At 70.2% G+C, this 24,686-nt stretch carries 13 protein-coding genes; 2 read left to right on the forward strand and 11 right to left on the reverse strand.

Features of this window, described 5'->3' with window-relative positions:
• Positions 1–60: 60 nt before the first annotated feature.
• The 11 genes from brxD to AB0I18_RS07315 all read right to left on the reverse strand — a co-directional run bounded on the left by brxD (position 61) and on the right by AB0I18_RS07315 (position 22,532).
• Positions 61–1,392, reverse strand: coding sequence for a BREX system ATP-binding protein BrxD (brxD, locus tag AB0I18_RS07265; RefSeq protein ID WP_363104388.1), 1,332 nt, complete (start codon positions 1,390–1,392; stop codon positions 61–63).
• Complete coding sequence (gene pglZ / locus AB0I18_RS07270) at positions 1,389–4,181, reverse strand: BREX-2 system phosphatase PglZ (RefSeq protein ID WP_363104389.1); 2,793 nt, start codon at positions 4,179–4,181, stop codon at positions 1,389–1,391. Before pglZ ends, brxD begins: the two co-directional genes overlap by 4 nt.
• Positions 4,181–8,125: a hypothetical protein gene (locus AB0I18_RS07275; RefSeq protein WP_363104390.1), complete on the reverse strand. Its 3,945-nt coding sequence runs from the start codon at positions 8,123–8,125 to the stop codon at positions 4,181–4,183. The genes pglZ and AB0I18_RS07275 overlap by 1 nt, the downstream gene beginning before the upstream one ends.
• The gene (locus tag AB0I18_RS07280) at positions 8,101–8,610 is read right to left on the reverse strand and encodes an ATP-binding protein (protein WP_363104391.1); all 510 of its coding nucleotides are present in this window, start codon (positions 8,608–8,610) and stop codon (positions 8,101–8,103) included. The genes AB0I18_RS07275 and AB0I18_RS07280 overlap by 25 nt, the downstream gene beginning before the upstream one ends.
• Positions 8,611–8,672: 62 nt before the next feature.
• Entirely contained in the window at positions 8,673–12,494 is a 3,822-nt protein-coding gene (gene pglX / locus AB0I18_RS07285) for a BREX-2 system adenine-specific DNA-methyltransferase PglX (protein ID WP_363104392.1), read from the reverse strand.
• Positions 12,495–12,640: 146 nt separating this feature from the next.
• Positions 12,641–14,146 (reverse strand): hypothetical protein, encoded by a 1,506-nt coding sequence (locus AB0I18_RS07290; RefSeq protein WP_363104393.1) that lies wholly within the window; start codon positions 14,144–14,146, stop codon positions 12,641–12,643.
• Positions 14,146–15,561 carry an AAA family ATPase gene (locus AB0I18_RS07295; RefSeq protein ID WP_363104394.1) on the reverse strand — a complete coding sequence of 472 codons (1,416 nt, stop codon included), beginning with the start codon at positions 15,559–15,561 and terminating at the stop codon, positions 14,146–14,148. The genes AB0I18_RS07290 and AB0I18_RS07295 overlap by 1 nt, the downstream gene beginning before the upstream one ends.
• Positions 15,558–16,052, reverse strand: a complete 495-nt coding sequence (locus AB0I18_RS07300; RefSeq protein ID WP_363104395.1) for a hypothetical protein — start codon at positions 16,050–16,052, stop codon at positions 15,558–15,560. The genes AB0I18_RS07295 and AB0I18_RS07300 overlap by 4 nt, the downstream gene beginning before the upstream one ends.
• Positions 16,053–16,124: 72 nt before the next feature.
• Complete coding sequence (pglW, locus tag AB0I18_RS07305; RefSeq protein ID WP_363104396.1) at positions 16,125–20,633, reverse strand: BREX system serine/threonine kinase PglW; 4,509 nt, start codon at positions 20,631–20,633, stop codon at positions 16,125–16,127.
• 712 nt (positions 20,634–21,345) lie between these two features.
• The gene (locus AB0I18_RS07310; protein WP_363104397.1) at positions 21,346–21,903 is read right to left on the reverse strand and encodes a hypothetical protein; all 558 of its coding nucleotides are present in this window, start codon (positions 21,901–21,903) and stop codon (positions 21,346–21,348) included.
• Between the two features lie 167 nt (positions 21,904–22,070).
• Positions 22,071–22,532: a hypothetical protein gene (locus AB0I18_RS07315; protein ID WP_363104398.1), complete on the reverse strand. Its 462-nt coding sequence runs from the start codon at positions 22,530–22,532 to the stop codon at positions 22,071–22,073.
• A gap of 680 nt (positions 22,533–23,212) precedes the next feature.
• Between AB0I18_RS07315 and AB0I18_RS07320 the strand changes: the two genes are divergently transcribed.
• Together AB0I18_RS07320 and AB0I18_RS07325 are read left to right on the forward strand one after the other, a co-directional pair.
• On the forward strand, positions 23,213–23,470 hold the full coding sequence (locus AB0I18_RS07320; RefSeq protein ID WP_363104399.1) for a hypothetical protein: 258 nt from the start codon (positions 23,213–23,215) through the stop codon (positions 23,468–23,470).
• Between the two features lie 150 nt (positions 23,471–23,620).
• Positions 23,621–24,634: a DUF6879 family protein gene (locus AB0I18_RS07325; RefSeq protein WP_363104400.1), complete on the forward strand. Its 1,014-nt coding sequence runs from the start codon at positions 23,621–23,623 to the stop codon at positions 24,632–24,634.
• The last annotated feature ends 52 nt before the right edge of the window (positions 24,635–24,686 follow it).

Genomic DNA, 24,686 nt, shown 5'->3' on the forward strand with positions numbered 1-24,686 from the left:
CTGCAGGTTCGGTCGTCCGGCCCGTCTCCGGCCCGGACGATCCGTCGAACGGAGAGCGGGTCACGCCAGATCCAGGTCGATGTCTCCGGCGCCGACAGCCGCGTTGCGCTCGATGGCGCTCAGTTCGCCTCTGTCCAGAGTGAGGGAGTAGTGCCTGCGCGGATCGAAGTCCTCGAACTCGTCGACGCGGTCCAGTACGTCGGCAACAAGCTTGCGCAGGTACAGGCGGGGGGCGATGCCGACCTTGCCGCCGAGTGAACCGGTGACGGCGCGGGCCAGTTCGTCCAGGTAGGCGTCGTCGGCGCGGGCGACGAGGCGCTCGGGGTGGCGGGCGTCGGCCGCGTAGATGTCGCGCGCCTTGCGTCCCAGCTCGCCGAGCGATGCCAGGTCGAAGCCGGGCAGGCGCAGCTGCACGGCCCGCGGCGAGTCGAATCGCGGGTCGGTAGTGAAGTCGGTTGCCAGGCGCTGGGCGAGGGGAGCGAGGCGCTGAACGCCCTGCTGGCCGTCGTAGAAGGCGGGAGTGCCGGTGATGACCAGGAACAGGCCGGGGAAACGGCCCGTGTCGATCTCATCAAGGAGCTGGCGCAGCGCGTTGAGGGACTTTTCCCGGACGTCGCCGCGCACCCGCTGCAGGGTCTCCACCTCGTCGAGGACGAGCAGCAGGCCGGGGTGCCCGCAGTCCCGTAGGACAGTGAGCAGGCCCTGGAGGAAGCCGAGGGCGCCGAAGTGGTCGAGGTCGCCGCGGATTCCGGCGGCGCGTTTGGCGGCTGCGGCCACGGACTTCTGTCCGCCGAGCCAGGCGATGAGTGCCTCGGCGCGGGCGCCGTCGCCGTCCGCCACGGCCCTGCGATAGCCGCGCAGCGCCGCGGAGAAGGCCGGGGTTGTGCGGGCGACGGCGGTGAGCCGTTGTTCGAGGAGCTCATCGACCGCGGTAGCCAGGGCCTCCTCGTCGTCCTCTGCGACCGCGCCGCTGCCAAGAGCCTCCTCCTCCAGGGCGTAGAACCAAGAGTCGATGACGGGGCGCAGGGCGGAAGGCTGGTGGGTGGCGGTGGCGAGGCGTTCGGTGAGCCTGCGGTACACGGTCTCCAGGCGGTGCAGCGGGGTCTCGGTCTCGGAGATCTGGACCTCGCTGACGGCGAGTCCGCGCCGTTTCGCGCGCTCGGCGAGCCACCGGGCGAAGAACGTCTTGCCGGATCCGTATTCGCCACGCAGCGCGTGGAAGGCGGCTCCGCCGCGGGTGACGGTGGTCAGGTCGTCGTCGAGGGCGGTCTCGAAACGTTCCAGGCCGACGGCGAACAGGCCGAGTCCCGCCTGCGGTACGGTGCCGCGCCGCAGGGCGTCGACGACGTCGCGTCGGCGTGCGGCGCTGATGTCGGCTGCCGGGTGGGTCATGCGGTGCCTTCCGGGAACTGCTGCTGGAGCAGTGCCCTGTCGAGCTGGACGGTGCGGCCCGACTCCACGAGCTTGAGAACGGGGTAGCCGTCGATGTTGAGGAGGCGTTCCAGCATCGTGGCGAAACGCTCGGGGTTGCGCTGCGACTTGCCGGTGGCGGCCTGAGCGGCCGCGGCGACGGCACCGGGCGACAGCTTTCCGCCGGCCGCGAGCAGGGCGTCCAGCGCAGCGGCGACGGCCTTGTCGCCCGGGGCGAGGCGGACGAATTCGCGCTGGGCCTTGTACGGGGCGCTGCGCACGGTCCGTTCCCCGATGGTGCCCCGGCGGGACAGCTCGGCGCCGCTCTCGGCCTGTCGCTGCGGCGGTGTGTCGTGCCTGCCGCCTTGTTCGCTTTCGGGCGTGCCGCGTGGGGCGAGAGGGGCCCCGGCACCCGCGGAGGTCTCGTCGGCCTCGCCCGGGCGCGGGCTGTCGGCCTCGGTCGTCCCTGAGGTCTTCCACCACTGTGGCTCAGTTGCCTCAGGGGCGAGCAGAGTCCAGCCGGACGGCACAGGTCCCTCGGATGGCACCAGGGTGATCACGGGGACGGTGACCTCGGCGAGTGAGGCGCCGCCGTGGTATCCGGCCTGCCGTGCCGTGTACCGCAGGTCGTCGCGCCAGGGCACGGTGACACGCTTGCCGTCGGTCAGGACGCGTGGCCCGGACAGTTCTACCTCGCCGTCCTTGGAGGCGCCGGTGCGCCAGCGGGCGCCACGGACGCCGGGGGCCTCGGTCGGCTGGTGTCCGCGTTCGGTGCGGTCGATGACGTGGCCGTGGTCGGAGACGAGCAGGACCGGGCGTCCGTAGTCGCGGGCCGCGTTCAGCAGGTCCGGTAGTTTGCCGATGTCCTGCAGTCCCCAGCGGCCGCTGGTTCCCTCCCGGCCGTCGGACAGGGCGTCGTCGATGGTGTTGACGACGACCGCGACGACGTCGTCCGAGGCCAGGGTCTGTACGAGTTCCGGGGCGAGCCGGTGGCCGGGCGGGCCCTCGTATCCGCCCTTGTGGAAGAGCTGGGCGTCCCGGTGACGCTTCCTCCAGAAGGCGGCGAACCCGGAGCGCTCCGCGGCCTGGCCGCCTTCGGAGGGGCGGCCGCACAGCAGGGACGCCCGGCTGACCCGGGTGACCGAGGGCAGCATGGACACCGCGGCCTGCCGGAGCGGGGTGGCGCTGTTGCGGGAGGCCGGCACGATCTCGGTCCACACCCGCGGGTCCAGTTCACCGGCGAGCCGGACGGCGACGTCCGCGCTCATGCCGTCGAGTACAAGGATCAGGGGCCGACCGCCGTCCCGGGCGAGCGGGGCGGCCGCCTTGGCGAGGACGTCCTCGATGAGCAGGGCGCCGCCGTCCGCCTGCTGGCAGGCGGTCTCGGTCCATGCCGCGAGCAGACTGGCGAAGTCCTGGTCGAGGCGGGCCCGGCGCTCGCGTACCGCCCTTATCAGCCGCCGGTACGCCTCGCCGACGGCCGTGTCACGCGAGCCGTCCCCCTCGGAGAGGACACTGAGGGCCAGATCCGCCCAGCCCGAGCAGGCCAGATGGTTCCGGACGGCTTGGCCGACGGTCTCGGACGGGAGCGGCGGGGCGGCGAGCCAGCGCACCAGGCGGACGGCGGTCTGCGCTGTCTCGGTGGACTCGGCGTGGAGCGCGACGAGTTGGTGCGCGGTGAGGTCGCGAAGCGCCGACTCGGCGGCGGTAGGAGTGGGTTCGTCGAGAGAGGCAGCCAGAGTGCGCAGCCTGCCGAGATATCCGGACGGCAACAGGCGGTCGTCACCGACCAGTTCGGTGAGCCGGGCGTCGGCGGCGAGCCGGTCGGCGCGTTCGAGGACGGCGAGGACCCGGGAGCGGGCCGGGTCGGCTTGCGTTCTGCCGCCTTCCGCCTCGGCGATCCAGCGGGTGAGGACGCCGGTCGCTGCGTCGGCGAAGGGCTTGAGCGTGTCGAAGGAGGCGAGAGCCTGGCCGAAGAGGGTGCCGAGGGCGAAGCCGGCGGCTTCGGCCGTCGGTGAGGCGAGTGCGGCCGAGGCGAGCGCGCCGAGCGGCAGAGCGTCGCCGCCGCGGCCTTCCGCGGCCAGCGAGAGAAGGGTGGGGGCGGCCGGGCCGACGGCTCGGGCCAGCCACTCGCCGAGTCCGCGCCGTTCGCCCTCGGGCAGGGCTGCGAACAGCGTGGGCCCTGCCGGGGTGCGGGTCCAGGCGAACAGGGTGTCGGCGTCCAGATCCAGGGTGTCGGCGGTGGTGTCGCCGAGCCCGAGCCGTGCGGCGAGCAGGGCGCGCACGGCCCGGTCGCGGGTGAGGACGGTGCCGGCCCGGGGCCAGCCGTCGAGGGGCTCGGCCTGCAGGAGGGCGTCGAGCAGCCAGTGCTCGCCCAGCATCCGTGGGTCCAGGTCGGTGGCGCCGAAGAGCTGGGCGACGATCTCGGCACGGTTCACGGGCAGCGGATGCCGGTGCACGGCGTGGGCGCGCAGGTCCCAGCCGAGCTGGTCGGGGGGGACAGTGCCGGTGACGACGAGGACGCTGTCGTCGTCGGGGCCAACCTGGGTGAGGTGGTGGTGCCAGGCATCGGCGATGCCGAGCGGGGATTGCTGGTCGGTGATGACGACGCGGCGGTGCCCGCCGCCGACCCGCACGGTGAACTCGGTGTCCTTCTCCCCTGCATCCCAGACAGCGTCGACCAGGACGAGCCGATGACCGGGGGCCTTGGGGAGCTCGGTCTCCAGGAGCACTTCGACGGCGCGTCGGCCGGCGACGGGGCGGGGGGCCATCACCGCCCGCCTTCGGAGGCCGGTCCGCTGTCGGACACCGGCCCCCAGAAGATCTCCACCGGCGCCTGCGGGTGGTCGGCGCGGAACGCCTCGATCTCCTCCCGTACGGCGGTGAGATCCTCCCGGAGCGCGGCGGGGCCGGGGGCGATGACGCGGCGGCGGGGAGCGGGCAGCGGGGTGGAGCCTTCGGCGGGGGGCTGCGGGTTCCAGGGGGTCCGCGGATCCGCCGCGGAGTCCGGGTTTTGCGTGCCGGGGCCCGAGGAGACCGGCGGGGCGCCGTGCTCGGACAGCGCGATCTGCTCGGGACCGGGCGTCGGGCCAGGGATGGCGGGGGGCTGCGGCACGGGGGCCGGGCGCTCCATCCTGAGGGCCGCGTTCATGAGGGCGAGACCACTCTCGCGGACCTCGCCGAGCACGGGCACCAGCGACCGCTCGCGCTCCGGGGCGCGAGCGGCTTCACCGATACGGTCCAGGAGCCGCTGCGCACGGTCGCCGACGCTGTCGTCACGGCCGCTGAGGTCGCGCACGCTGGTGAGCAGCTGCCAGTCGGTGGCGTCCAGGGCGTTCACCAGGTCGGCGGCGCTATCCATGGTGTGGGACAGCTCCCGGGCGGGGGTCTCGTAGGAGACGGCGGCCAATTCCCGTACGAGGGCGGTGGCGTCGTCGGTGTGCCGTACGAGGCGGGCGAGGAGCGCGGCGGCCTCGCGCAGGACCGCGCTGCGGGGGGCGGGGGCGCTGTTGTCGAGCCCGAGGAGCGAGGCGTGCCGTTTCAGCACGGAGCGGACGTCGCCGACGTTCTTCTCGTATGTGGTGGCCTTGGCGAGTACGTCGGCCGCGAGCTGGTTGACGTTCCGGGCGAAGAGGGCCGGCTTTGCGGGTACGCCGAACAGGCGCCCGGCGCGGTCCCGGGCGGCGGCGTATTCCTCCTCGCTCGGCAGCTGCTGTGCGCGCAGCATCCAGCCGGGGCCGATGTCGGCCAGCGCGGGGGCGGCGGTCTCGGTACCGGAGTAGTACACCCAGGAACGGTCGTCGAGGAGGGCGTAGGCGGCGATGAGCAGGCTGGTGACCTGCTTGTCGAGGCCGCTGAGGCCGAGGTCGTCGGTGATCCAGCGGCGGATGTCCTCCACGGCCAGCTCGCCGTGTTCCTGGTGCCCGGCGGCGGCCTGATTGATGCGGGTGCGCCAGTCGCCGCGCATGACGAGCGGGCCGTCGTGAACGGAGCCGAGCTCCAGGGGTTCCACGATGCGCTTGACGACGCGCAGATGGTTCTTGTCGACCTCGATCCGGCCGCCTTCGTCCATGGCGCGGGTGATCCACTCAAGAGTGGTGGCCAACTCGCCCGGGGTGACCGCTCTCGGTGTGGCGCCCCAGCCGGGGCCGAAATCGGGGTGCTTGTCGTGCAGGGCGGAGAACAGCCCGTCGGCGAGCTGCACCACGGCCTGGTCGAACGGCTTGCTGCCCTCGGGCTGCGGGCGCGGGTACTCCGGCTGCAGGGACAGCACATGTCGGCCGTCGGTCACCTCGGCGCCCCGGGTGCCCTCCTTGGCCTCGGCGAGGCCGTACACCTCGCGCAGCGAGGTGACCAGGGAGCGGGTGAGGGTCTCGCGGCCCACCTCCAGCTGGCGGCGGGCCTTGGCGCGGTCGTCCGGCGGGAAGTTTCGGGTGTAGTCGGACAGGCGGTCCCGTTCGAGGAGGAAGTTGATCCGGATGAGGCGGCCCAGCTGGGCTTTGCGCTGCTCGGAGAAGAAGTCGCAGAGCCAGACCAGGACGGGGGCGGAGCGGCCGGCTTTGCGGAGGTCGCCGACCCGGTGGTAGGCGTCGTCGGGGGAGCGGCTCGCGTCGTCGTCGAACGGGCAGTCGAAGACGATCCGGATGTGGCCCTTGGTGGCAGGTTCGAACGCCTCGTCCGCGACGCTGCGGGTGTCGCGCACTGTGCCGAACACGAACTCGACGGTGCGCTCGGAACCGCGCCAGACGATCTTCTTCGCGTCGACGAGCTGGCCCTGCCGGCTGGTGAGGCCCAGCTCCTCCCACAGCCGGTCCCGCACCCACGTGCGCCGCACTCCGCCCTTGTCCTCGCCGACGACGGCGTCCAGGAGCGGTTCGACGTCCAGCTCGGACAGATGCAGCGAGAAGACGGGGTCGTCCTCTCCCTCGGAGCGCAGCTCGGTCGGGTACTCGGTCTGCAGGGCCCGCATCCGCTCGACGACCTTGTCCCGTACGGGCACGGTCCGTGAGCGCACCGAGCCGTGGTTGAGGGCGGCGAGCCGGGCGCCGGTGAGCCGACGCAGCGCGGGCACGTCGGGGGCGAGTGCGGCGAGCAGCAGGGTCTTGACGAACCGCTCGTCCGCGACGAAGTCGGGATGATCGCTCCGCTTGTACTTGTCCAGCAGGTGGTGACGGGCCTTGGTGTGGAACTTCCGGGCGGCCTCCGACTCCTGCTTCAGCTTGTCGGTGAAGGCGGCGCCGGTGCCGTCGACCAGGACGTCCCACAGGTCGCCGAGCGGGATCAGGCTGCCGACTTCGGCGTCGGCGTTCTTCTCCAGGAGCTGCTGGACGAGCTTGAGGCCGGTGCGTTCGCGCTGGAGCGCGCCGGACAGGGCGACGAGCACGTTCAACAGGGCGGGGGAGAGCGGGTAGACGGACCGGAAGTCCGCCCAGTCGGCGCCGGTGGCGCCGTCCCCGTCGAGGAGGACGTCCTTGACGAGCTGACTGGACTTGTCGATCTTGGCGAAAGAGGCGTCGAGTACCGCTTCCTGTCCCGGCCGGGGCTTGAGGACCCGCTCCTTGATGATCTCCGGGAGGTTGCGGTCCTCCAGATCGACGATGGTGACGCGCTCCTTGAGGTACTCCAGGGCCTGCTGCAGGTTCTCCACGTCGGAGCCGAGGATGTCGGAGCCGACGAGCTGGGAGAGGTCGCGCTGGCGGGAGATGAAGGAGATGATCGGCACCGGCCGGTCGGGGTTGCTGGACTCGATCAGTTTGACGAGCTTCTGGATCTCGTCGTTGATGAAGGTGCGGTTCGACATCCGGGCCTGCAGCCACAGCACCAGCTCGTCCACGAACAGAACCACACCGTCGTAGCCGAGCCGCTGCGCGTGCTTGCTGATCTCGCTGAGCCCGTCGTCCAGCGAGATGTACGCTGCCGCGTCGCCGCTGGCGCTGTCCGCGTAGGACTTCATGGGGCCGCTGAACAGGGCGGACAGCAGGTCGTTACGCCGCGGGTCGCCGGCCGGGGCGGCGAAGGCGCCGTCCAGGGCGGCGCTGGTCCAGCCGCGCGAGGGCACGGCACCGATCGGAGTCAGCTCGGCCTCGTCGTCCTCGTTCTCCTCGACGGCTGCCGGGGCGGCCGGGGCTTTCGGCGCAGGCAGCAGCCGGATGAACGCCTCGTCCCCCAAGGAGGACCGCAGTCCGCGCGCGTCGGCGAGGAGGGAGTCGGCCCGGTAGACCAGCGGGGTGGGGGCGTCGGGGTGCTCACGGCGTATGGCGCGGACGTAACCGCCGAGCAGGGCCGACTCCAGGCTCGCGGCACCGATCAGGTGGTACGGCACCATGAGGAACTTCTTGCCCGGCAGCCAGTCGTCGTGCTCGGCGACCACCTCCCGCAGCCGCGCCTTGGTCTCGACGGCCGGGTCCCCGTTGAGTACGGCGTGCAGCACGGTGAGGAAGTGGCTCTTGCCAGCGCCGAAGGAACCGTGCAGGTAGGCGGCGTGCGAGGCATTCTTCCGCAAGGCGCTGCGGACCAGCTTCAGCGCCTTGGCGAACTCCCCCTGCAGCTGCGGCGTGACCACGTACTCCGCGAGCGACCCGGCCGCTTCCCCGGTGAAGCCCTTCGACAGCTCGATCTTGAAGTCGCCGGAGAGGAGGTCTTCCTTGATATCGAGGACGTCCCTCAACACGGTCCCGCTGCCCTTGGCCATCAGCCGTCCCAGCTCCCACAGCATCGCTTTGCCCGGCCGCCACGGCCGGACTCTCGGCGGGACCGGACCCTCGCCCGCGCCCCGCGCACACACGTCTCCCTATCCTGCCAGCTCACCCGGGAGGACGAGGGCGGGTCCAGGGAGGGGAGGGAAAGGGGAGGGGCGAAGGAAGGGCGAGAGGGGAGAGGAGAGGGGCGGGACAGGTGGGGGGAGTGACCGGAGGCCGGGACGACCGTAGTGGGGACGACGACCCACACGGTCTTGCCCGGGGCTCCCCCGCGTGGCAGTACGCCCCACTCCTTGGCGAGCGCCCCGACGATCGGCAGCCTGCGGCCCGCGACGGCGGTGACGTCGGTCGCCCCGGCCACGGGCAGCCGCTCGCCCCGGGTGTCGCTGACCTCCACCCGCACCCGGCCGTCCTGGCGGACCAGCCGCAGCAGGGCGTCCCGGCCGGGCGCCGCGCCGTGCGTGACGGCGTTCGCAGCCAGCTCGGCGACGACCAGGCTCACGTTCTGGTTGACCTCCGAGTCGTATCCGTGTCCCCGGGAGCGCAGGCTGTGTTCGGGCGAAGCTACTCGCTCGCGGCCCGCTGTCCGCCCCGCTTCTTCTCGGGGCGCCAGGCGTCGAGGTCTGACGGTGAGAGGCCCCGGCCGAAGAGGCCTGCGGTGAGGGCGGAACGGAAGTCCTCGGCGGGGTTGCCCTCCCATTCCTCGTCGTATGCGTTGTGCCACTGCTCTACCCAGGGCAGGAGCTCCCGCAGCCCGGCCAGCAGCGGCACGAATCGGGCGTCCTCCTTGACCCAACCGTCCTTCTCCAGGCGGTCGTTGAGCAGGTTGACCAGGGCCTCGGCCTGCTGGCGGTGGTTCCAGCCCGCCCAGCCGAGGAGGAGGGAAGGATCGTTGTCCAGGGAGGAGCCCGGGTAGGAGACGAACCGCTCCTTGGGGACGTCGAGCTTGCCGCGGTTCGACCAGAAGCTGAGCTTGAGGAAGTCGGCCGAGGTGTACTTGGGCGGGACCGGGATTTCCAGTCGCTCCCCGGTCCGGTCCTCCTCTCGCTGCTGCTCCCAGACCCGTTCCCACTGCTCGCGCTTGCGCAGACCGGAGTCCTTGTAGCGGAGGGCGGCGAGATGAGGGACGTGCTCGGGTTCGATGACGGCGGCGAGGACCGTGGACAGCGGGACATCGCGCTTGCCCAGGTGGTCGGCGGCGTAGAGCGCGGCGACGGCCTGTACGTCCTCGTCGTGCCGCAGGGCGTCGGCGAGCTGGTACACGGTGAGGGGGCGAGGGGAGTCGAGACCGTCACGCTCCTCGAACCACAGATCCGCGCGCTCGGTCGCGTCAAGCAGCCAGGCACGCAGGGCGGCGGCCTCCCGCTTCTTCCAGGTCTCGGTGGACCAGCGGCGCTTGAACTCCGGGCGCTCGACGAGCCGGATGTCCTTGTTCGACTCGATGAGGTCGAGCCGTGCCTGAACGATCCGGCGGTAGGGCTCGGGCCAGCCCTTGGTGGGGATCTCGGTGGTGGAGGTGGACCCGTGCCGGTCGAACCAGGCGGTCTCCGCGCCGCTGCGTGCGAGAGTGATCTCGAACGCACGCTGTCCGAGCGCGAGTTGGGGCACGTCGTCATCGGCCAGGTCGGCGGGGTCGCCCGGCAGTGTGGTCCGCTCAACCTCGTCGGGTGTGAGGAGCCCGTACAGCCCGTACACGGTCCAGTCCAGCTCCTCTTGGAGAAGGATCATTCGGGCGCGGATACGGTCTTGGGCGATGCTGGCCTCGCTGAGGGCGCTACGGGTGGGAGTGGTGGAGGCTGCAAGGATGGAGGGCTCATACTCGGCCAACTGCTGTGCAAGGGCGTCGAGTTCTCGACCCAAAATGAGAGGGAGCGCGGCCGGGAGGGGGAACTCCTGGAGTCGGGTTCCGTTGAACGCATAGCGGTTCTCCCAGGCTTCGTCCTGAACTCCGCGCCCGATGCCACTGCCTCCCTTGACATGGCTGACCTGTTTCATCCAGAAGCAAGCGACCGACGAGTTCAGAACCCCGAGTAGTTCAAGGTGCCGTTTCTCGCTTGCCGTCTCGGGCAGCTTGATTACCGGAGCAGTCTGCTTGAACACCTTTCCGCCACGGTCCAGCACGAAGTGGTTGTGCGTGGCGACCTCGCCGTACGCGATTGACCAGACATGCGCCCCTTCATCCTTGGGGAGTTGATGCCACTCGTACCAGGGGCGCCCATCCGAGAAGTATGTCCCCTTGCTGAACGTGGCCCGATTGCCCAGTTCGGTTCGGTTCGGCCACATCCGTTGAAGCGCGGCTTTTAGTTTCGACTCGGGAAGTCGCGCATGCGTAGAGGAGTAAGGGAAGAAGATCGACTGTCCTTTGAACTCGTTCCAGTCGCGTAGCTCATCTCCCACCACGACGCGACGTACGTGATCGCTTGGAATATTGCATTCCTCGAAGACTCGCTGAGGAGCGATCATGGCGTCATCCGAACCGGGAATGCCGAACACGCCAAGCCGGAACACGTGGGTCCCCAGACGAGAAATGGAGGCGCGCTCGATCGCGTCGAACACCCCACCTGCCCCGCCCCCGCTCAGAGACCAAGGATGCTCCGCAAACCGCCCCCGCTCCACATCCTCCACACTCACCCACTCCGACGGTTCACCCCCCGGCTTCCGCCACTGCGAGGTGATCGCCTTCCATACCTTCCCCTCCGCCGGTTCCTTCGGAGGGCTGGGCTCGCCCCGGATGCCCAGCACCGCCCGGATCGGCTGAGCCTGCCGTGCGAACTGGTTGCGGCCCGCCAGGATGACCGTCGGGGTGCCGTGGCCTGGGATGAAGGCGCCGGACGTGTCCAGGACGTGCGTGAGCTCGATGCCCGGGAAGTCGCGCTTGCGGCGCGTCTCAGGGTCCTTGTACGGGCCGCCGTGGAAGTACGACTCGATGAGCGTCGCGCCGAACTCCCGCTTCATGAAGGAGTTTGAGGTGATCTGGCCGGTGAAGCCGCCGCTGCGGTAGTCGTCGCCTGAGCGTACGGCGAGTTCGAAGATGCGCTGGGCGAACGGCACGGACAGTGCGTACTTGCCCGAGCAGGCCCAGTAGATCTTCCGGTAGTTCTCGTTCTCCTGCTTGTCCTTGACCGTGATGTATGGCGGGTTGGCGACGACCACGTGGTACGAGCCGCGGCCCAGCAGGTCCACGCTCTTCACGTACTCCTTGACGTCCTCCGTGCGGTACGTGAAGACCTCGCCGCGTTCCGCGTCGTCCAGGGTCGGGTCCGTCTCACGGCCCGCCTCCCGCCCGTGCAACAGCGAGTCCGCGACCGCGATCCTGATCGGCATGGAGGGCGCCGCGGAGAGCCGGTCGACGCGGCACTCCTGGACCATGGCGACGAGGAGACGGAAGCGGGCGATGGAGACGGCGTACGGGTTCTTGTCGGCGCCGTGGACGGACTCCAGGGCGCGGCGGACCAGAGTCCAGTTCTCCGTGCCGGGCTCGGCATCGCGCCACTTGGCGAGGATGCGGCGGAACAGGCTGAGCAGGAAGTGACCCGATCCGCAGGCCGGGTCGATGCAGCGCAGGCCCCGTACCACCGGAAGGTCGTCCGGGCCGCCCTCGTCGTACGTCTCGCCCCTCCAGTCCTCTGGGCGGTACTTCCACACCGGGTCGAGGCCGAACTCCTCCAGGGCAGGGTCCAGGGTGAGGTCGAGAATGAACTCCTCGACGAACTCCGGGGTCTGGAGCAGGGCGTACGTCTTGCGGGCGTGCTCGGACAGGTCCTGGTAGAGGTCGCCGAGGAAGTGGGTGTCGAGTTCCGAGTCGGTGAAGTCGTACCGGATGCGGCCGTCGGAGCCGCGCTCACGCCAGAAGGCGAGCAGCCGGGCCGCCGCCTCGTAGGAGGGGTCGAGCTCCCACAGCGGATTGTGCGCGGGGTCGAAGAGGCCCTCCGCGATGACGTGTTCGCGGCCGAGCGCGCGGAAGGACTCCTTGAGCCAGTCGCGGTCGTTCAGCTCGGGGCTGCGGCGGAAGAACGCGTCGTGGTGGTCCTGGGCCTCGGCGAGGCGCTCGCCCGGGCCGGACAGCCTGGCCTCCGGGATCAGCCCGTTGTCCTCGCTGAAGCGGACGAAGACGCAGGACAGGACCCAGGCGGCGGCGATCTGCACCACCCGCTCGTCGCGCCAGGTCTCGTAGGCAGTGGTAGGGGAGGTGCGCTCCGAGGCGAGAGCCTCTTCGTACTCGGCGCGAAGGGCGGCGGCCTGCGCGTCCGTATCCTCGGCTTCCGCGCGCTCCCGCAGGTCCTCTTCCAGGAGCGCGACCTGCTTCTGCAGGTCCTTGAGCAGCGCGGCGCGGTCCAGCGACGCGGTGGGCGCGTCCGTCGCGTCCGGTGCGTCGGTAGCGTCCATCGTGCGGGCTTCCTCGGAGGACACTGGGTGACCTCTCCATCCTCAGTTCGTGGTTCCCGCCGTGTTGCTCTCACGCCGGGCCTGCCCATCCTGCCAGCCCGGACCGGAGAACAAGGAGCCACGGTGGGGTGCGAACACTGACAGGGCTAGCTGCCGGTGAGCGGGATCCCGCCCATGCGGCCCAGGCCGAAGGCGAGGCGGTAGATGTCGGGCAGGTCGAGGAGGGAGAAGTCGTCGACTTCCTTGTCGCGGCGGCGCAGCACGCCGAGGTCGATCAGCTCCTGGACCAGCCGCCGCAGGTCGTCCGGGTGGCGGGGCCCGGTGCGCACCAGTTCCGGCCGGTCGGACTGCACATAGCGGGCTGACTCCTCGCGCAGTTCGCGCGGGAGGTCACGGTCCTTCCAGATGCCGATGACCTTGCCCTGTGCGAGGGGCACCTGGCAGCCGGCCAGTGGCTTTATCGCCAGCTCCACCCACGGGGTGTCCTCGCAGACCTGGTCCACCCGCACGGTGGACGCCTCCCGCACACCGCTGCGGATGGCGTCGTGGTGCAGTGCGCGGGCGTGCGACGGGTGGGACGTGCGGGTCGTCTCGGCGGCCACGGCCAGGGCCTTGAGAAAGCTGCGCGGGCTGATCCGGTCCTTGCTGTCCATGAGGTGGTTCGGCAGCCAGGTGTAGGGCCGACCCTGGCGGACGTTACTGCCCATGAACTTGTCGGCGATCCGCTCGAACAATGCGGTCTGGGCCTTGGCGTCGTTGCGCAGGGCGGCCGGTGGGACGTACCGGTCGGCCTGCCAGTACCGGTCCTCGTCCGGGCCCGGCTCCCAGCCGCCGGTGATCCGGCGGAACCGCCGCGCGGAATCGTCGTCGTTCTCGTTGCCCAGGTGGTGGAAGAGGAGCCCGTACAGGTCGGTGCGGGACCACTCCAGGTACGCCGCGTTCCCCGACAGCTTTGAGGCGTCGGGGAAGAGCTGCTTCGCCGTGTCGAACATGTCGGGGCGCGCGAACACCTTGAAGCGGATGTTGCGAGTGCCGAACCGCATCCGCAGCGCGACCCGGAGCAGACCGGCGATCAGCTGGTCCGTCGTGGCCCGATCATGGTGCAGGTGCTCCAGGCCGTCGAAGACCAGCAGGTGGACCACGTCGTCCGCGGATGCCTCGGCGTCCGCCTGCGCGATGGTGCGCTCCGCCGGGCCGGGGTTCGCCCGTACCCAGGCGACCCGGTCGGCCCACTCGGCCGACTCCTTTAACTCCGGCTGTCCCAGGGCGGTGAGCAGCACGGCGTACCAGATCTCGTCCGGCAGGGCGCCGTCCGCCACCAGGCCGTACAGGGCCAGAGGGCCGGGATAGTGCGGCGAGCCCATGTCCATGCCGTGGCCAGAGGAGACCCGCAGGCGGCGCAGCCGGGAGATGCCGTACTCGACGGCGGCGGCCTCGCGCAGGGCGGGATCGAGCAGCGAGCGGGCCCAGAAGGTCTTGCCGACGCCCCGGCCGCCCTGCACCACCGTGCTGTCGACGTACAGGGCGGCCCGGTGCGCGTCCGGCATGTACAGGGTGTGCGAGGTCGGCGGCCGGGTGTCCGCGTCCACGGTGCCCTCCAGCGCCCGCGACAGCAGATCGCGGTACTCACCGGGGCTCAGCGGCTCGGTCATCAACTGCCTTCCTCGTCCTCGGCCTCCGGGTCGTCGTCGACGACCGGACCCGCCAGGATCAGCGGGACGGTGGTCTCCAGGAAGTCACGGTACGCGGCCTGCACGAAGGCACGGTCCTGCCACTGCGGGGAGTCCGGCACGTTCATGCCGACCAGACCGGCCTCGAAGAGGATCGGGATCGGGTAGTGGGGGGCGGAGTCGTCCTCCGGAGCCGGGGCGAACTCGTAGCGCCGCACGATGTCCGCCGCGCAGGTGGGCGGCATGCCCGGCGCGACGTCGTCGTAGAGCGCGGCGAAGCAGTCGTGGGAGTTCAGCCGGAAGGACTCCAGGTACGCGTCCATCGAGTGGTGCACCGAGTCCGGCACCATCGACGCCACCATGCGGAGCTTCTCGCGGATAAGCCCGGCCTGGCCCGACGACGCCCACGCCTCGAAAAGATCCCGGTAGCCCGCCCAGGTCTGCGCGTTGTCCGCGCCGAACAGCAGCGCGAGGTCGCACAGGCGGGAGATGGTCACGGCCGCGACGTCGTGGATGCCGGCCCGGCTGTCGAGGAGCACCACATCGGGACGGCGCCCGCTGTCGCCACGCTCCACCGCCTCCTCGCAGGCGCTGACTGTGGCCGCCAGCCGGTCGGCGAAGCCCGTGCCCGCGGCGTCGGCGTACACCCGGTTGAGTTTGTCCACATAGGAGTTGGGCAGGCCGTCGGTGCCTGCGCCGCGCGCCGGGGCGATCCACAGTTCCCCTCGGTTGCGCGGGTCGTACCCGGAGCGCGCCACGATCTCCAGGCCCTCCGCGTTGCCCAGCGCGGACTCCACCAGATGGTCCACGACGCCGTGACGGCACAACCGGCCCGACCCGAGGAGGAGCGGGCCGACGCCGGGTGACTCCAGGTCGAGGTCGACGACCAGGACGATGTTTCCCTCGTCGGCGAGACGGCGCGCCAGGATGGCGGCCGCCGTCGTACGGCCCACGCCGCCCTTGAAGCCGTACAGGGCGGTACGTCGGGTGCGGGGTGTGCCGTCCTCGGGCGCTGAGGGCGTGGAGACCCTCGCCCAGTCCTCGCCGACGACCGTGTTGTCCAGGAACCGGACCGAGCCCGCGGTGGTGGGTCCTGCGATGTCGTCGATCGCGCGGGGAGCACCGAGTAGCGTCTTCGCGGAGAACATGGCCGAGGCCAGCAGGAGGGGGCGTTCGCCGCTGTACCGGCCGAGCTGTTCGGTGAACGCGGCCCGCCATCCGTCCTCCTGCCCCGTACCCGCCTTGTGGTCACCGCTGTCGTCCACGATGAGGGAGAAACGGCCCAGGACATCCCGTACCAGCAGCACGGGGAAGCCCTCCTCGGCAACCCGGCGAGCGATCCCGAACGCGACCGGACGCGCCTCGTCGAAGCGGACCGTCGAGTCGTACGGGGTCATGACAGCCTTCCGGTGATCACAGCCTGCTCATGCAGGGAGAGAACAAGTGTCGCCGCCTCCCGGCGGCAGTCCACGACGGACGCTTCGACGGCCGTCCCGTCGGTGTAACGGTCCGCCTCGGTCCAGGAGGCGAAGTCCGAGAGCTTGTCCATGGTCTGGAGAAGCTCCGCACCGGTGCGGCCGTGCGTCAGGAGGGAAACGGCCGGGAGTACGTCGGCTATGTGGCCCAGGGGCTCCAACTTGTTGTTGGAGGGGTTGTTCCACCAGGGCTTGTGCGAGGTGCGCCCTTTCCTGTCCGTCATGGACACCTCCGTGGTGAACCGCAGCAGCAGGCTCTTCACCGCACACTCCGCCGCGAACCCGAAAAGGTGGTCGGCCGTCGGCAGCCGCTGGTCGTCGTGGAGGTATACGGCATCCTCGAAATGCCGCGCCGCGGCGCAGGCGTAGTGGTACTCGACCGAGGTGTCGTCGTCTGTGTTGTCGTCCGGCACGCCGTTGATCGTATGCCGCCGGACTGCTCCGAAGGGGTGAATCGACGCAGGACGGATGCGGCTGACGCACGGTCACCAGTCAGTCGTCGCCAGGTAGTTCCCGCCGTTCCCGTTCCCCTGTTCCTGCAGCTCCTTCATGAACAGCCCCTCCAGCGGCTCCCACTCGCTCACCCGGTCCACCACGTCCACCGGGCAGCCGTCCAGGGCCGGGCTGGCCTGCGGGTCCTCCATGGGGACGAGCAGCCACAGGCCGTGCGGGGTGTCGGCCGGATGCCGGGCCGCCTCCTGGAGGGACACCAGGAGCTCCCGGCCACCGGCCTCCCAGTAGCGAGCCGCGAGGCCCGCCCGGTGCACCAGCAGGACGGTGCGCGGGCCTGCCTGCTCGGCGAGGGCCGTGCACCGTGCCGCGACGCGTTCGGCGGCGAGCCGTGTGTAGGAGCCCAGCGCCGTCCCGACAAGACCGGTGGCGGCGAACTTGGCGTCCGCCTTCAACAGGGCCTGCCACCGGACCTGCTGCTCATCGGCCAGCTCGTGCAGCGCGGTGAGGAACAGCTCGTCCAGGGCGACGGGCAGCACACCGAAACGGGCGGCCAGTCGCTGTGCCGTGCCGGGCAGGAGGGCGCCCTTGACGGTCAGGGCGAGGAACCCGCCCCGGCGCAACGTGTTCTCCAGCTTCAGCGCGCTCACCCGGCGCGGGTCGCGGCCCTCCGCCAACTGGCCCTGCGCGGCGGCATACATCGTGCCGGTGCTGGTCAGCACAGACCCGCTGTACGCAGGCCGGCTCTGCTCCGGATCCCGGTCGGGCGGGAAGAAGCGCTTGGACTCCCGGTCGTGCTGCAACGGGAAGCCCGCCTCGGAGAGGGCCTCCTCCAACTCCACGTAGGTGGCATCGGCCAGCACCGCAAGGCCCGGGAAACGGGCGCGGACCCGGGCCAGCAGATCGTCGGCGCCGATCCCGAGCCCAGGACGCACCCCGGCGGCCGCCTGCGAGATCCGCAGCGCCCGGTCAAGTCCCAGGCCCAGTGGGAACAACTCGAAGCGCGGCGAGACACCGACACCGCCGGCCATGGCGGCGGCCAGCGCCACCAGGCGGGTGTCAGCCAGCGGCGTCATCCCCTCCGGCGCGTCCACGGAGCGCAGCTCACGCAGGACGGTCGCCCGGCCGGGCAGCGGATCGCGGGCCGCCACGTCCTTGGCGACCTGCCCGAGCCGGGTCGCGTACTCGGCGAGCTCCACCGGGGTCGGGTCGTCGCTGCCGGGGACGTCTTCAAGGGCGAGGAGGACCGCACCGTCGCGCCGCAGCACGGCGAGCCTCGGTGGGGCCTCGTCCGCGGCGTCGCCCTCGGAGCCCGCACCGCCCCCGGGCCCCGAACCGTCTGCGGAGCCTTGGTCACGTCGGCGGGACTCGACCTCCGCGGCCGCGCGCACCACGGCCAGGGCCTTCGCTTGGAGACCGGCCCGGTCCGTGTCGCCGCCGTCGTCGTCGTGCAGGGTACCGTGCCTGACCCGCAGCTCGGCGGCGAGTTCCTGCGCAGTCATCACCCTGCCCTGCTCGGACAGTATGGTCACCAACTCGTCGCGGACACGGAGGAGCCAAGGCAGCGCGGCCCACTGCTCGATCGCGGCGATCTGGTTCCCCGACACGGTCGGCTGACTGATCTTCAGCGCGTCGGCGATGGCAGGCTGGGCCGGCCAGGTGGCCGACAGAGCAGCGCCCGGCAGACCCAGCGTGGCCAGGACGATATCCGGCCTCGGACGGGTGCGGCGGTTGCCCTCCGCCGGGGTGAGCCGGGCCGCCAGCGTCTCCACCGACTCCAGGGCCTCTTGCGGGGCATCGGCCGCCACCGGTACGGGCTTCCTGGGCGCGGTGCGTCGGCGCAGTTCCTGGTTCCACTGGCGGTGACGCCGGTTGAGTTCCTTGCGGATCACGTTGCCCGCGCCCCGGGCGCGGGAGATCGCGTGCGGCGGGATGTCGAGGAGCGCTTCCACTGTGGCGGCGCCCAGCCCGGCTGCCACGGAGACGGCCCGTGGAGAGAGTCCCGCCGCATCCAGCGGCGTCTTGAGTCCAGCGGCCGCGGCGGCCTGCTCGCGCGCGTCCTCCACGTCCTCGGCTTGGGCATCCACCGTGGCCGGCGTCGTCGCGGGACGGGCTGCGTCCGCTGTACGGAAGACCTGGCGCCAAGCCTCCTGCATCTGGCGCAGGCTGTCGTACCGCTGATCGATATCGCGGTGCAGTGCTCGCTCGAAGAAGCCGGTCAGGCCCTCGCTCAGCGCTGGCTCGAACAGCTCGCGGGCGACATAGAGTTCCGCCTTCGGGACGGTGAGCGGGTCGCCCTGACCGTCCCCCCACACGGGGCGCTCGCCCGAGGCCATCTCGTGCAGGGTGACGCCGGTGGCGTACCACTCGGCATGGTCGTCGTAACGGGCGCGACGGCTGCCGCCCAGGAACGGATCGAGATAGCCGCGGGTGCCCGCGTGGATGTCCTGGTCGGGCGCGTCGGCCAGGGAGAAGTCGAACAGCATCAGCTGCCAGGAGCCGTCGCTGCGCTTGAACAGGCCGAGGTTGTCCGGCTTGACGTCACGGTGGCGCACTCCGCGGGCGGCCAGACTGTCCAGAGCGTCGAAGAGGTCGTTGCCGAACCGCTCCAGCTGGCCGTACCCGAGCCGGCCCTCGCCGCGAAGCCGGGTTCCGAGGCTGACCGGGTCCCGGTCAGCGGACGGCCGAAACCCGCCCGCGTACTCGATCTCCAGAACGGTGTGGCCGCCCAGCTCGCGGGGGTCGGCAAGCAGCTTGACGATGCGGCTGCCGCCCACCTCGCGCAGCGCTTTCGCCTCCGCGTACAGCCTTGCGTCCTTCTCACGGTCGAGAGCCACCTTGAACACCCGGAGGGAGGCCGGGCCCGCCGTGGTCGCCATGTCCTCCTCGATGCGGCGGACCAGGAGGGCGCGGGCGGTGGCGCCGGTGCCGAGGACGCGGACGACCTCCCACTCCTCGTCCAGCTGCTCGCCGGGCTGGGCCGTCAGCGGATCCGTCAGCACGGCGGCGGACCGCCCGGCTTGCGCACGATCGGCCTCCGCGGCGTCGAGCAGCCGCAGGAACTCCTCGGCGGACGACAGCCGGTTCTGCACATCGGAGGCGGTGGCCCGGAAGACCAGGTCGTCGAGTTCGGCGGAGACACCGTCGGAGACCGCGTACGGGTGCAGTCCGCCGTCGGCGGCCAGCCGGTCCACCAGAGCGCCGCGCGCATCGGCAGGCGGCTTCCCGGTGAGCAGGAGGTAGGCGAGGCTGCCGATGCCGAAGACATCGAGGTCCACGGGATCGGCGAACTCCCTGTTGGCCTCCGGAGCGAGGTACACCTGGGCGATGTCGGCGACAAGGCCGGAGTCCAGCGGTGTGTCTCCCAGCGACAGGTGCGAGGTGGTCTCGAAGTCCCGGGCCGCGGTCTGCCAGTCGGAGATCCGCAGCACCGGGTCCGAGCCGTCCTCGCGCGCGGTGACGTACACCGAGCGCGCGGACAGGGCCCGGTGGTACAGCGAACGGTTGTGGGCGTACCGCACGGCCTCGGCGAGCTGACGCACCAGATCCAGACGCAGAGCAGGCGTGAGACGGCCGCCGTACGCGTCCAGGTACGCGTCGAGTCGCAGGTCCGACTCCTGGTGGCGGAACAGGATCGCCGGGCCGCCCTGATGCTCGCGGATCTGCATGGCCTGGACGATGCCGCGGTGATTGATGCCCTGCAGGACCTGGTACTCGCGACGGGCCGCGCGGTCCACCCGGCTGCGTTGCTCCGTCGAGGCTCCCTGGCCCGCCAGATAGATCCGGACCCGGCCGCTCTCCTTGGCTAGACCGTCGTCGCGCACCGCGAGCCGGTCCTCCCAGCCGGGGCCCGCGTCCAGGGCTCGCGGCTCCAGCCGCCAGTCCTCCCCGAATCGTAGGTGGGCAGTGGAGTGACTGACCCCTATGCGCTTCATCAGCTCTTCGAGCCGCTGACCGTCCTCCTGGGTGATGCGCCAGCTCTCCCGCTCCGGAGGCAGCCCGAGGAGACCGTCCCAGATACCGGGAAGGCCGCTCGTGCCGTCGTTGCGCCCGTAGACGGCGGTGCGCTGGAACTGGTCCAGCTCGCTCACCAGACCGGGATCGTGCAGGAAGACCGCCGGCTTGATGAAGGGGACCTTCCTCGGGTCGACCCCCGACGCGCGTGCTGCCCGCTCCAGCTGGGCCTTGAGCTCCTTGGCCTTGAGATCGGTGAGGTGCAGCGGGTTACGCAGGGTGCGCACCCGGTCGTCGTGGAACTGCCAGGTGTCCCCGTGGTTCACCACCCGCCCCGGATGCCCCTTGAGCTCCAGCAGGTACACCCCGCCGGGCACGGAGATCAGCAGGTCGCACTCGTTGACCCGCCCGGTGACACCCGTGAACCGGAACGTCGCCCACGCCCGGTACGGCTCGGCCATCGGCATCAACTGCCGTACATGCTCAAGACCCTCCTGCTCCCAACGGAAGCCGGAACGGCGCGGCTGGAACCAGCGCTCGCGGCGCGCGGGCGGACCGGGCTTCGGAGCGGACGGCCGCGCGGTCGACATCAACTGGGGACCTCCGGTGTGGGGTGGACGGGTATGAGGCGGTCCGCGAAGACGGGCTGGCGCCTGGGCGCTCGGCAGGCAAGGGGCAGGTCTTACACCCGCACGGCATCCTAGTCGCTGCGGTCTCAGCGTCGGCCTGCTCGATCACGGCACACACCACCTGCTGACAAGTACCGAACCGGATGAGATCGCCAGCGCCGACCACGCCTGGCGCGTTATAGGGCGAGGCAGTTGCCGTCGGCTTCACCGTGACCGCCACGGCGAGCATCCGACAGTATCCGGGACACCCCAGTCGAGAGCATCGAAACGACCCTGCCTGAGGTCGATGAGCCCGCGTAACCCCACGGTCCGGCGGACGACGTCGGTCCTGCAACGCACCTCGCCGGCTGGTGGGACTCCGAGGACTATCTCGATCTTGGCGTCGTGTTTGTTCTCCTAGGCAGGGGCTGTCGCAGCGTGGTGCAGATGCCGTGACCAGACCAGTACGTCCTCACCGCAGCAGGAACGAACATCGTGCGGCTCAGCCAGTGCTCCCGCCGGGCACGACCCCGAACCGAATACCCAGCCCCATGAGCAGCTTCCAGCGTCTGTGCGGACCTGCTTGATACGTCCGACGCATAGGCCCTCTGAAGATCACCAACAGCATCCGCTTGACTGAGCCACGATTCATCCGTCGCAGACAAGAGTCGAGGCCCCGTGCCTGCGCTGACGATCAGGTTCCGGCTGACCCTGTGGCGTCGTCCTCCCGTCCACCGAGACCGCCCTCTTGTAGTTGGCGCTCCGCGATCGTGAGCTCGTCTTCAAGAGCCGCCAGGTCCTCGGAACCGATCAACACGGCGATCGGGCCCGACCCGTCCACGATGGTGACGCGGCCTGCGTGGGCGGAGACTCGTCGTGCGAGGCTGCCCAGTTCGGGTGGCAGGGAGGAGGCCTGCAGCGTGGCACCGGGCACCACGGCCGTATCCAGCGGCGCATGATGGCTGAGCAGAGAGTTGAGCAGGCATGCGCGGCGTGCCGCTTCGCTCGACCGGTCCCGGGCGAGGGCTTGCCTCACCGCATCCCCGAGGAACTCCTCCACCGGTTGTCCCGCGGCGGCGGCTTGGGCACGGATCCGCTTGGCCGCCTTGGGAGGGAAAGGGACGCTCATCCGCAGCCTGCCGTCCGGGCCGGGGAACACGGTGCACAGAACATCGATGGGCAACGCGTCCCGAAGTCTTCGCCACACCCTCTTGATGGCCTGCGTCTCGGATGCGGCGGTTACGAGAGTCATGATGTGCCTCCTGTCGGAGGAAGCGGCCAGTGGCATCTCGGCCGCGCGTCGCGCTGCCTTCAGCTCAACGCCGCTCACGGTGCGAGTCAGAATGATCTCGATGGCATACAGGGACATCGGTCTCCTCCTTGTGCGGTCGTACGGATTGCCGAAGTGCGGGGACACGATCAGCTGAGGGAAATGGGGCCGTCGGGCAGCCACCCGTCCACGTAGCCGGCGGCCATCAGGACGACGCCTTCTGGGGAGATGTCCCGGTGGCGGGACTTGAGTTCCTTGACGCCCCATCTGGCATGCGCTGCGGACAACTGCTGAATCGCATCGGACTCTTCGGCGCTGATCCTGATGAGGAACACGTGCGAAATGGTCGGCTGATCGTGCTGCCAGCACTCGCCGTCCTGCGTTGTATGAATCCCGTAGAGCGATCCGTATCGGGGCTCGTGGATCTGGAATCGTTCGGCGAGGAACCGGGTGGCCGACTCGCGGAAATCGGCGCCCGAGCCGAGCAGCACCTGGGGGACCGTCCAGCCGCTGCAGCAGGCCCTGCAGAGCATCAGGCGGTCCTGGTCATCCAGGAGCAGCAAGTAGACACGGCGGTCGAGGCGTGGCGACGGCGAAGGCGGAGCGGGCATGAAGCCAGGCTGCACGGGCGGCTAGTCAACTAGCAATTGGAGTACCGCCTGATGGGTGAGGCCTGCGTCGGGCGTTCGGGGTGGCGGTGAACGCGGAATCGATGGCCCGATCCCCCGAGCGGGGCAGTGGCCTGTGCATGACAAAAAGGGAAGTGATCTTCGCGTTCACGGGAAGGCGCTCTACGGCGGGTGACATCACCCCAGGTAGACCCCACTCGTGAACACCCCACCGCAGCTCAGAGCCCCAGTCGGAGTGATCCGGCTGGGGCTCTTCGGTGTTGGCGGCAGGCGCTCTCCCGGGTCTGCTCTTCTGCGTCGCAGCGAACGGCTGAACTCGAGCGGGCCTTCGCTGGCATCATGCTGCACCTTCGGCCGGCCAAGGGTGAAACGGGTGGGCATCGCGCGTGGATATGGGCCGCGGCTGCCGGACGGCAGGGGTTTTCCGAGCGCATATGCGTGAGTGAGATCAGCTGATCAGCGGGTTCCAGGTAGTTCGCGGTGCCGGTGACGGGAAAAGCGGCAGAGGTGCTTCCGCTGTCAGTACCTTGCCAGCGCAGCTCCCTGCAGTCCTTTCTCCCTGGTGAGCGGCGGTCCCTCTCGGCAAGAATTCAGGCAACGGCCGAGGGGGAATCGGCCGGGATTCACAGAGGAATTAAAAATTCCGAGGGGGAATTTCTTTCATGAGTAGGACTTCGCTGCGTGCCGTCGGCGTCACCCTGTCTATTGTCGCCGCTTCCGTGATGGGCGTGGTGAGCGCGACCGCCGCCGTCGCCGCCCCGGCCGCGACGGTCGCCGAGGTGGGGGACCCGATCTGGGATGTGGCACCTGTCGATGGCTTGAAGGACCCCATCTGGGACGTGGCGCCGGTCGCTGTCGACGGGGACCCGATCTGGGATGTGCCGCCGGGCGGTACCGAGCAGGACCCGATCTGGGACTGACTTCCGGCCACATGTGACCGAAAAGGGCCCGCTCTCCCGGAGTGGGCCCTTCTTGCTGCCCAGTTCCCGCATACTTCATTGCGGAACCGTTTCCTTCTTCACATAATGACCGCGCAGCTTGAGGCGCGTCACGGGGGCGAGGGAGCGTACATGCTGGAACCGTTGGGGCTGGGTGCCGAGGCGGCGGAGGTCTACCGGGCCGTACTCAAACGGCCGGATTTCGGCGTCGAGGACTTGGTGGCCACGCTGGGCTGGCGTCCGGAACTGGTACGTGCCGCACTCGACGAGTGTGTTCGGCTCTCGCTCGTCAAACCCTCCTGGGAAGCGCCGGGCGGATTGCGTGCGGTGAGTCCGGGGATAGGCCTCCAGGCGCTTCTCACGCGACAGGAGAATGAATTCCTGGAACGGCAGAAGCGGATAGCCGAGGCGCGTATCGAAGTGGCCCGCTTCGTCGACGAGTACACCGCTGCCCAGCAGAAACTGCGCAGCACCGTCATCGAACGGCTCATGGGAATCGACGAGATTCGCGCCCGTATCGAGGAATTCACCCAGGACTGCAAGTCGGAGCTGTTCACTTTCGCGACCGGTGGCCTGCAGTCGGAGGCCGGCCGGCAGGCCAGTCGTCCGTTGTGCGAGGAGTTGGCCCAGCGGAATGTGGCCATGCGGAGCATCTATCTGGACAGCGTCCACAACGACCCGGCGACGGTCGAGCACCTGCGTTGGCTGCACCGCCACGGCGACCAGGTCCGGACCACCGCCTCACTGCCGTCCCGGATGCTGATGTTCGACCGCACCCACGCCGTGCTGCCGATCGACCCCGACGCCTCGGGCGCCGGCGCACTCGTCCTGCGTGGTCAGGGCGTCATCGCCGCCCTCAGCGAACTCTTCGACCGGGTCTGGGAGAGCGCCATTCCGTTCAGCGGGGGCAGACCGCAGCCCCGGGAGCGCGGGGAGGAGGAGCTCTCGGGACAGGAACAGGCCGTCCTGCGGCTACTCGGCGAAGGACTCACCGACGAGGTCGTCGCCCGCAAGCTGGGTGTCTCGGTGCGCACCGGACGTCGCATCACCGCCGACCTGATGGCCCGCCTCGGCGCCCGCAGCCGGTTCCAGGCCGGGCTGCGGGCCGCGCAGCTCGGCTGGCTCACGGGATCAGAGACCGTATAGGCCGCGTATAGCAGCCGAATCCACTCTCGACTCATCGAATGGATGGCGGAGT

The sequence above is a fragment of the Streptomyces sp. NPDC050704 genome (genome assembly GCF_040654355.1).
GTDB lineage: Bacteria > Actinomycetota > Actinomycetes > Streptomycetales > Streptomycetaceae > Streptomyces.

What these genes read in the sequence shown, in the direction of transcription:
- brxD (WP_363104388.1), bottom strand. Translation starts at nt 1,392, where the DNA reads ATGACCCACCCGGCAGCCGACATCAGCGCCGCACGCCGACGCGACGTC.
- pglZ (WP_363104389.1), bottom strand. Translation starts at nt 4,181, where the DNA reads ATGGCCCCCCGCCCCGTCGCCGGCCGACGCGCCGTCGAAGTGCTCCTG.
- AB0I18_RS07275 (WP_363104390.1), bottom strand. Translation starts at nt 8,125, where the DNA reads ATGCTGTGGGAGCTGGGACGGCTGATGGCCAAGGGCAGCGGGACCGTG.
- pglX (WP_363104392.1), bottom strand. Translation starts at nt 12,494, where the DNA reads ATGGACGCTACCGACGCACCGGACGCGACGGACGCGCCCACCGCGTCG.
- AB0I18_RS07290 (WP_363104393.1), bottom strand. Translation starts at nt 14,146, where the DNA reads ATGACCGAGCCGCTGAGCCCCGGTGAGTACCGCGATCTGCTGTCGCGG.
- AB0I18_RS07295 (WP_363104394.1), bottom strand. Translation starts at nt 15,561, where the DNA reads ATGACCCCGTACGACTCGACGGTCCGCTTCGACGAGGCGCGTCCGGTC.
- pglW (WP_363104396.1), bottom strand. Translation starts at nt 20,633, where the DNA reads ATGTCGACCGCGCGGCCGTCCGCTCCGAAGCCCGGTCCGCCCGCGCGC.
- AB0I18_RS07310 (WP_363104397.1), bottom strand. Translation starts at nt 21,903, where the DNA reads ATGACTCTCGTAACCGCCGCATCCGAGACGCAGGCCATCAAGAGGGTG.
- AB0I18_RS07315 (WP_363104398.1), bottom strand. Translation starts at nt 22,532, where the DNA reads ATGCCCGCTCCGCCTTCGCCGTCGCCACGCCTCGACCGCCGTGTCTAC.
- AB0I18_RS07320 (WP_363104399.1), top strand. Translation starts at nt 23,213, where the DNA reads ATGAGTAGGACTTCGCTGCGTGCCGTCGGCGTCACCCTGTCTATTGTC.
- AB0I18_RS07325 (WP_363104400.1), top strand. Translation starts at nt 23,621, where the DNA reads ATGCTGGAACCGTTGGGGCTGGGTGCCGAGGCGGCGGAGGTCTACCGG.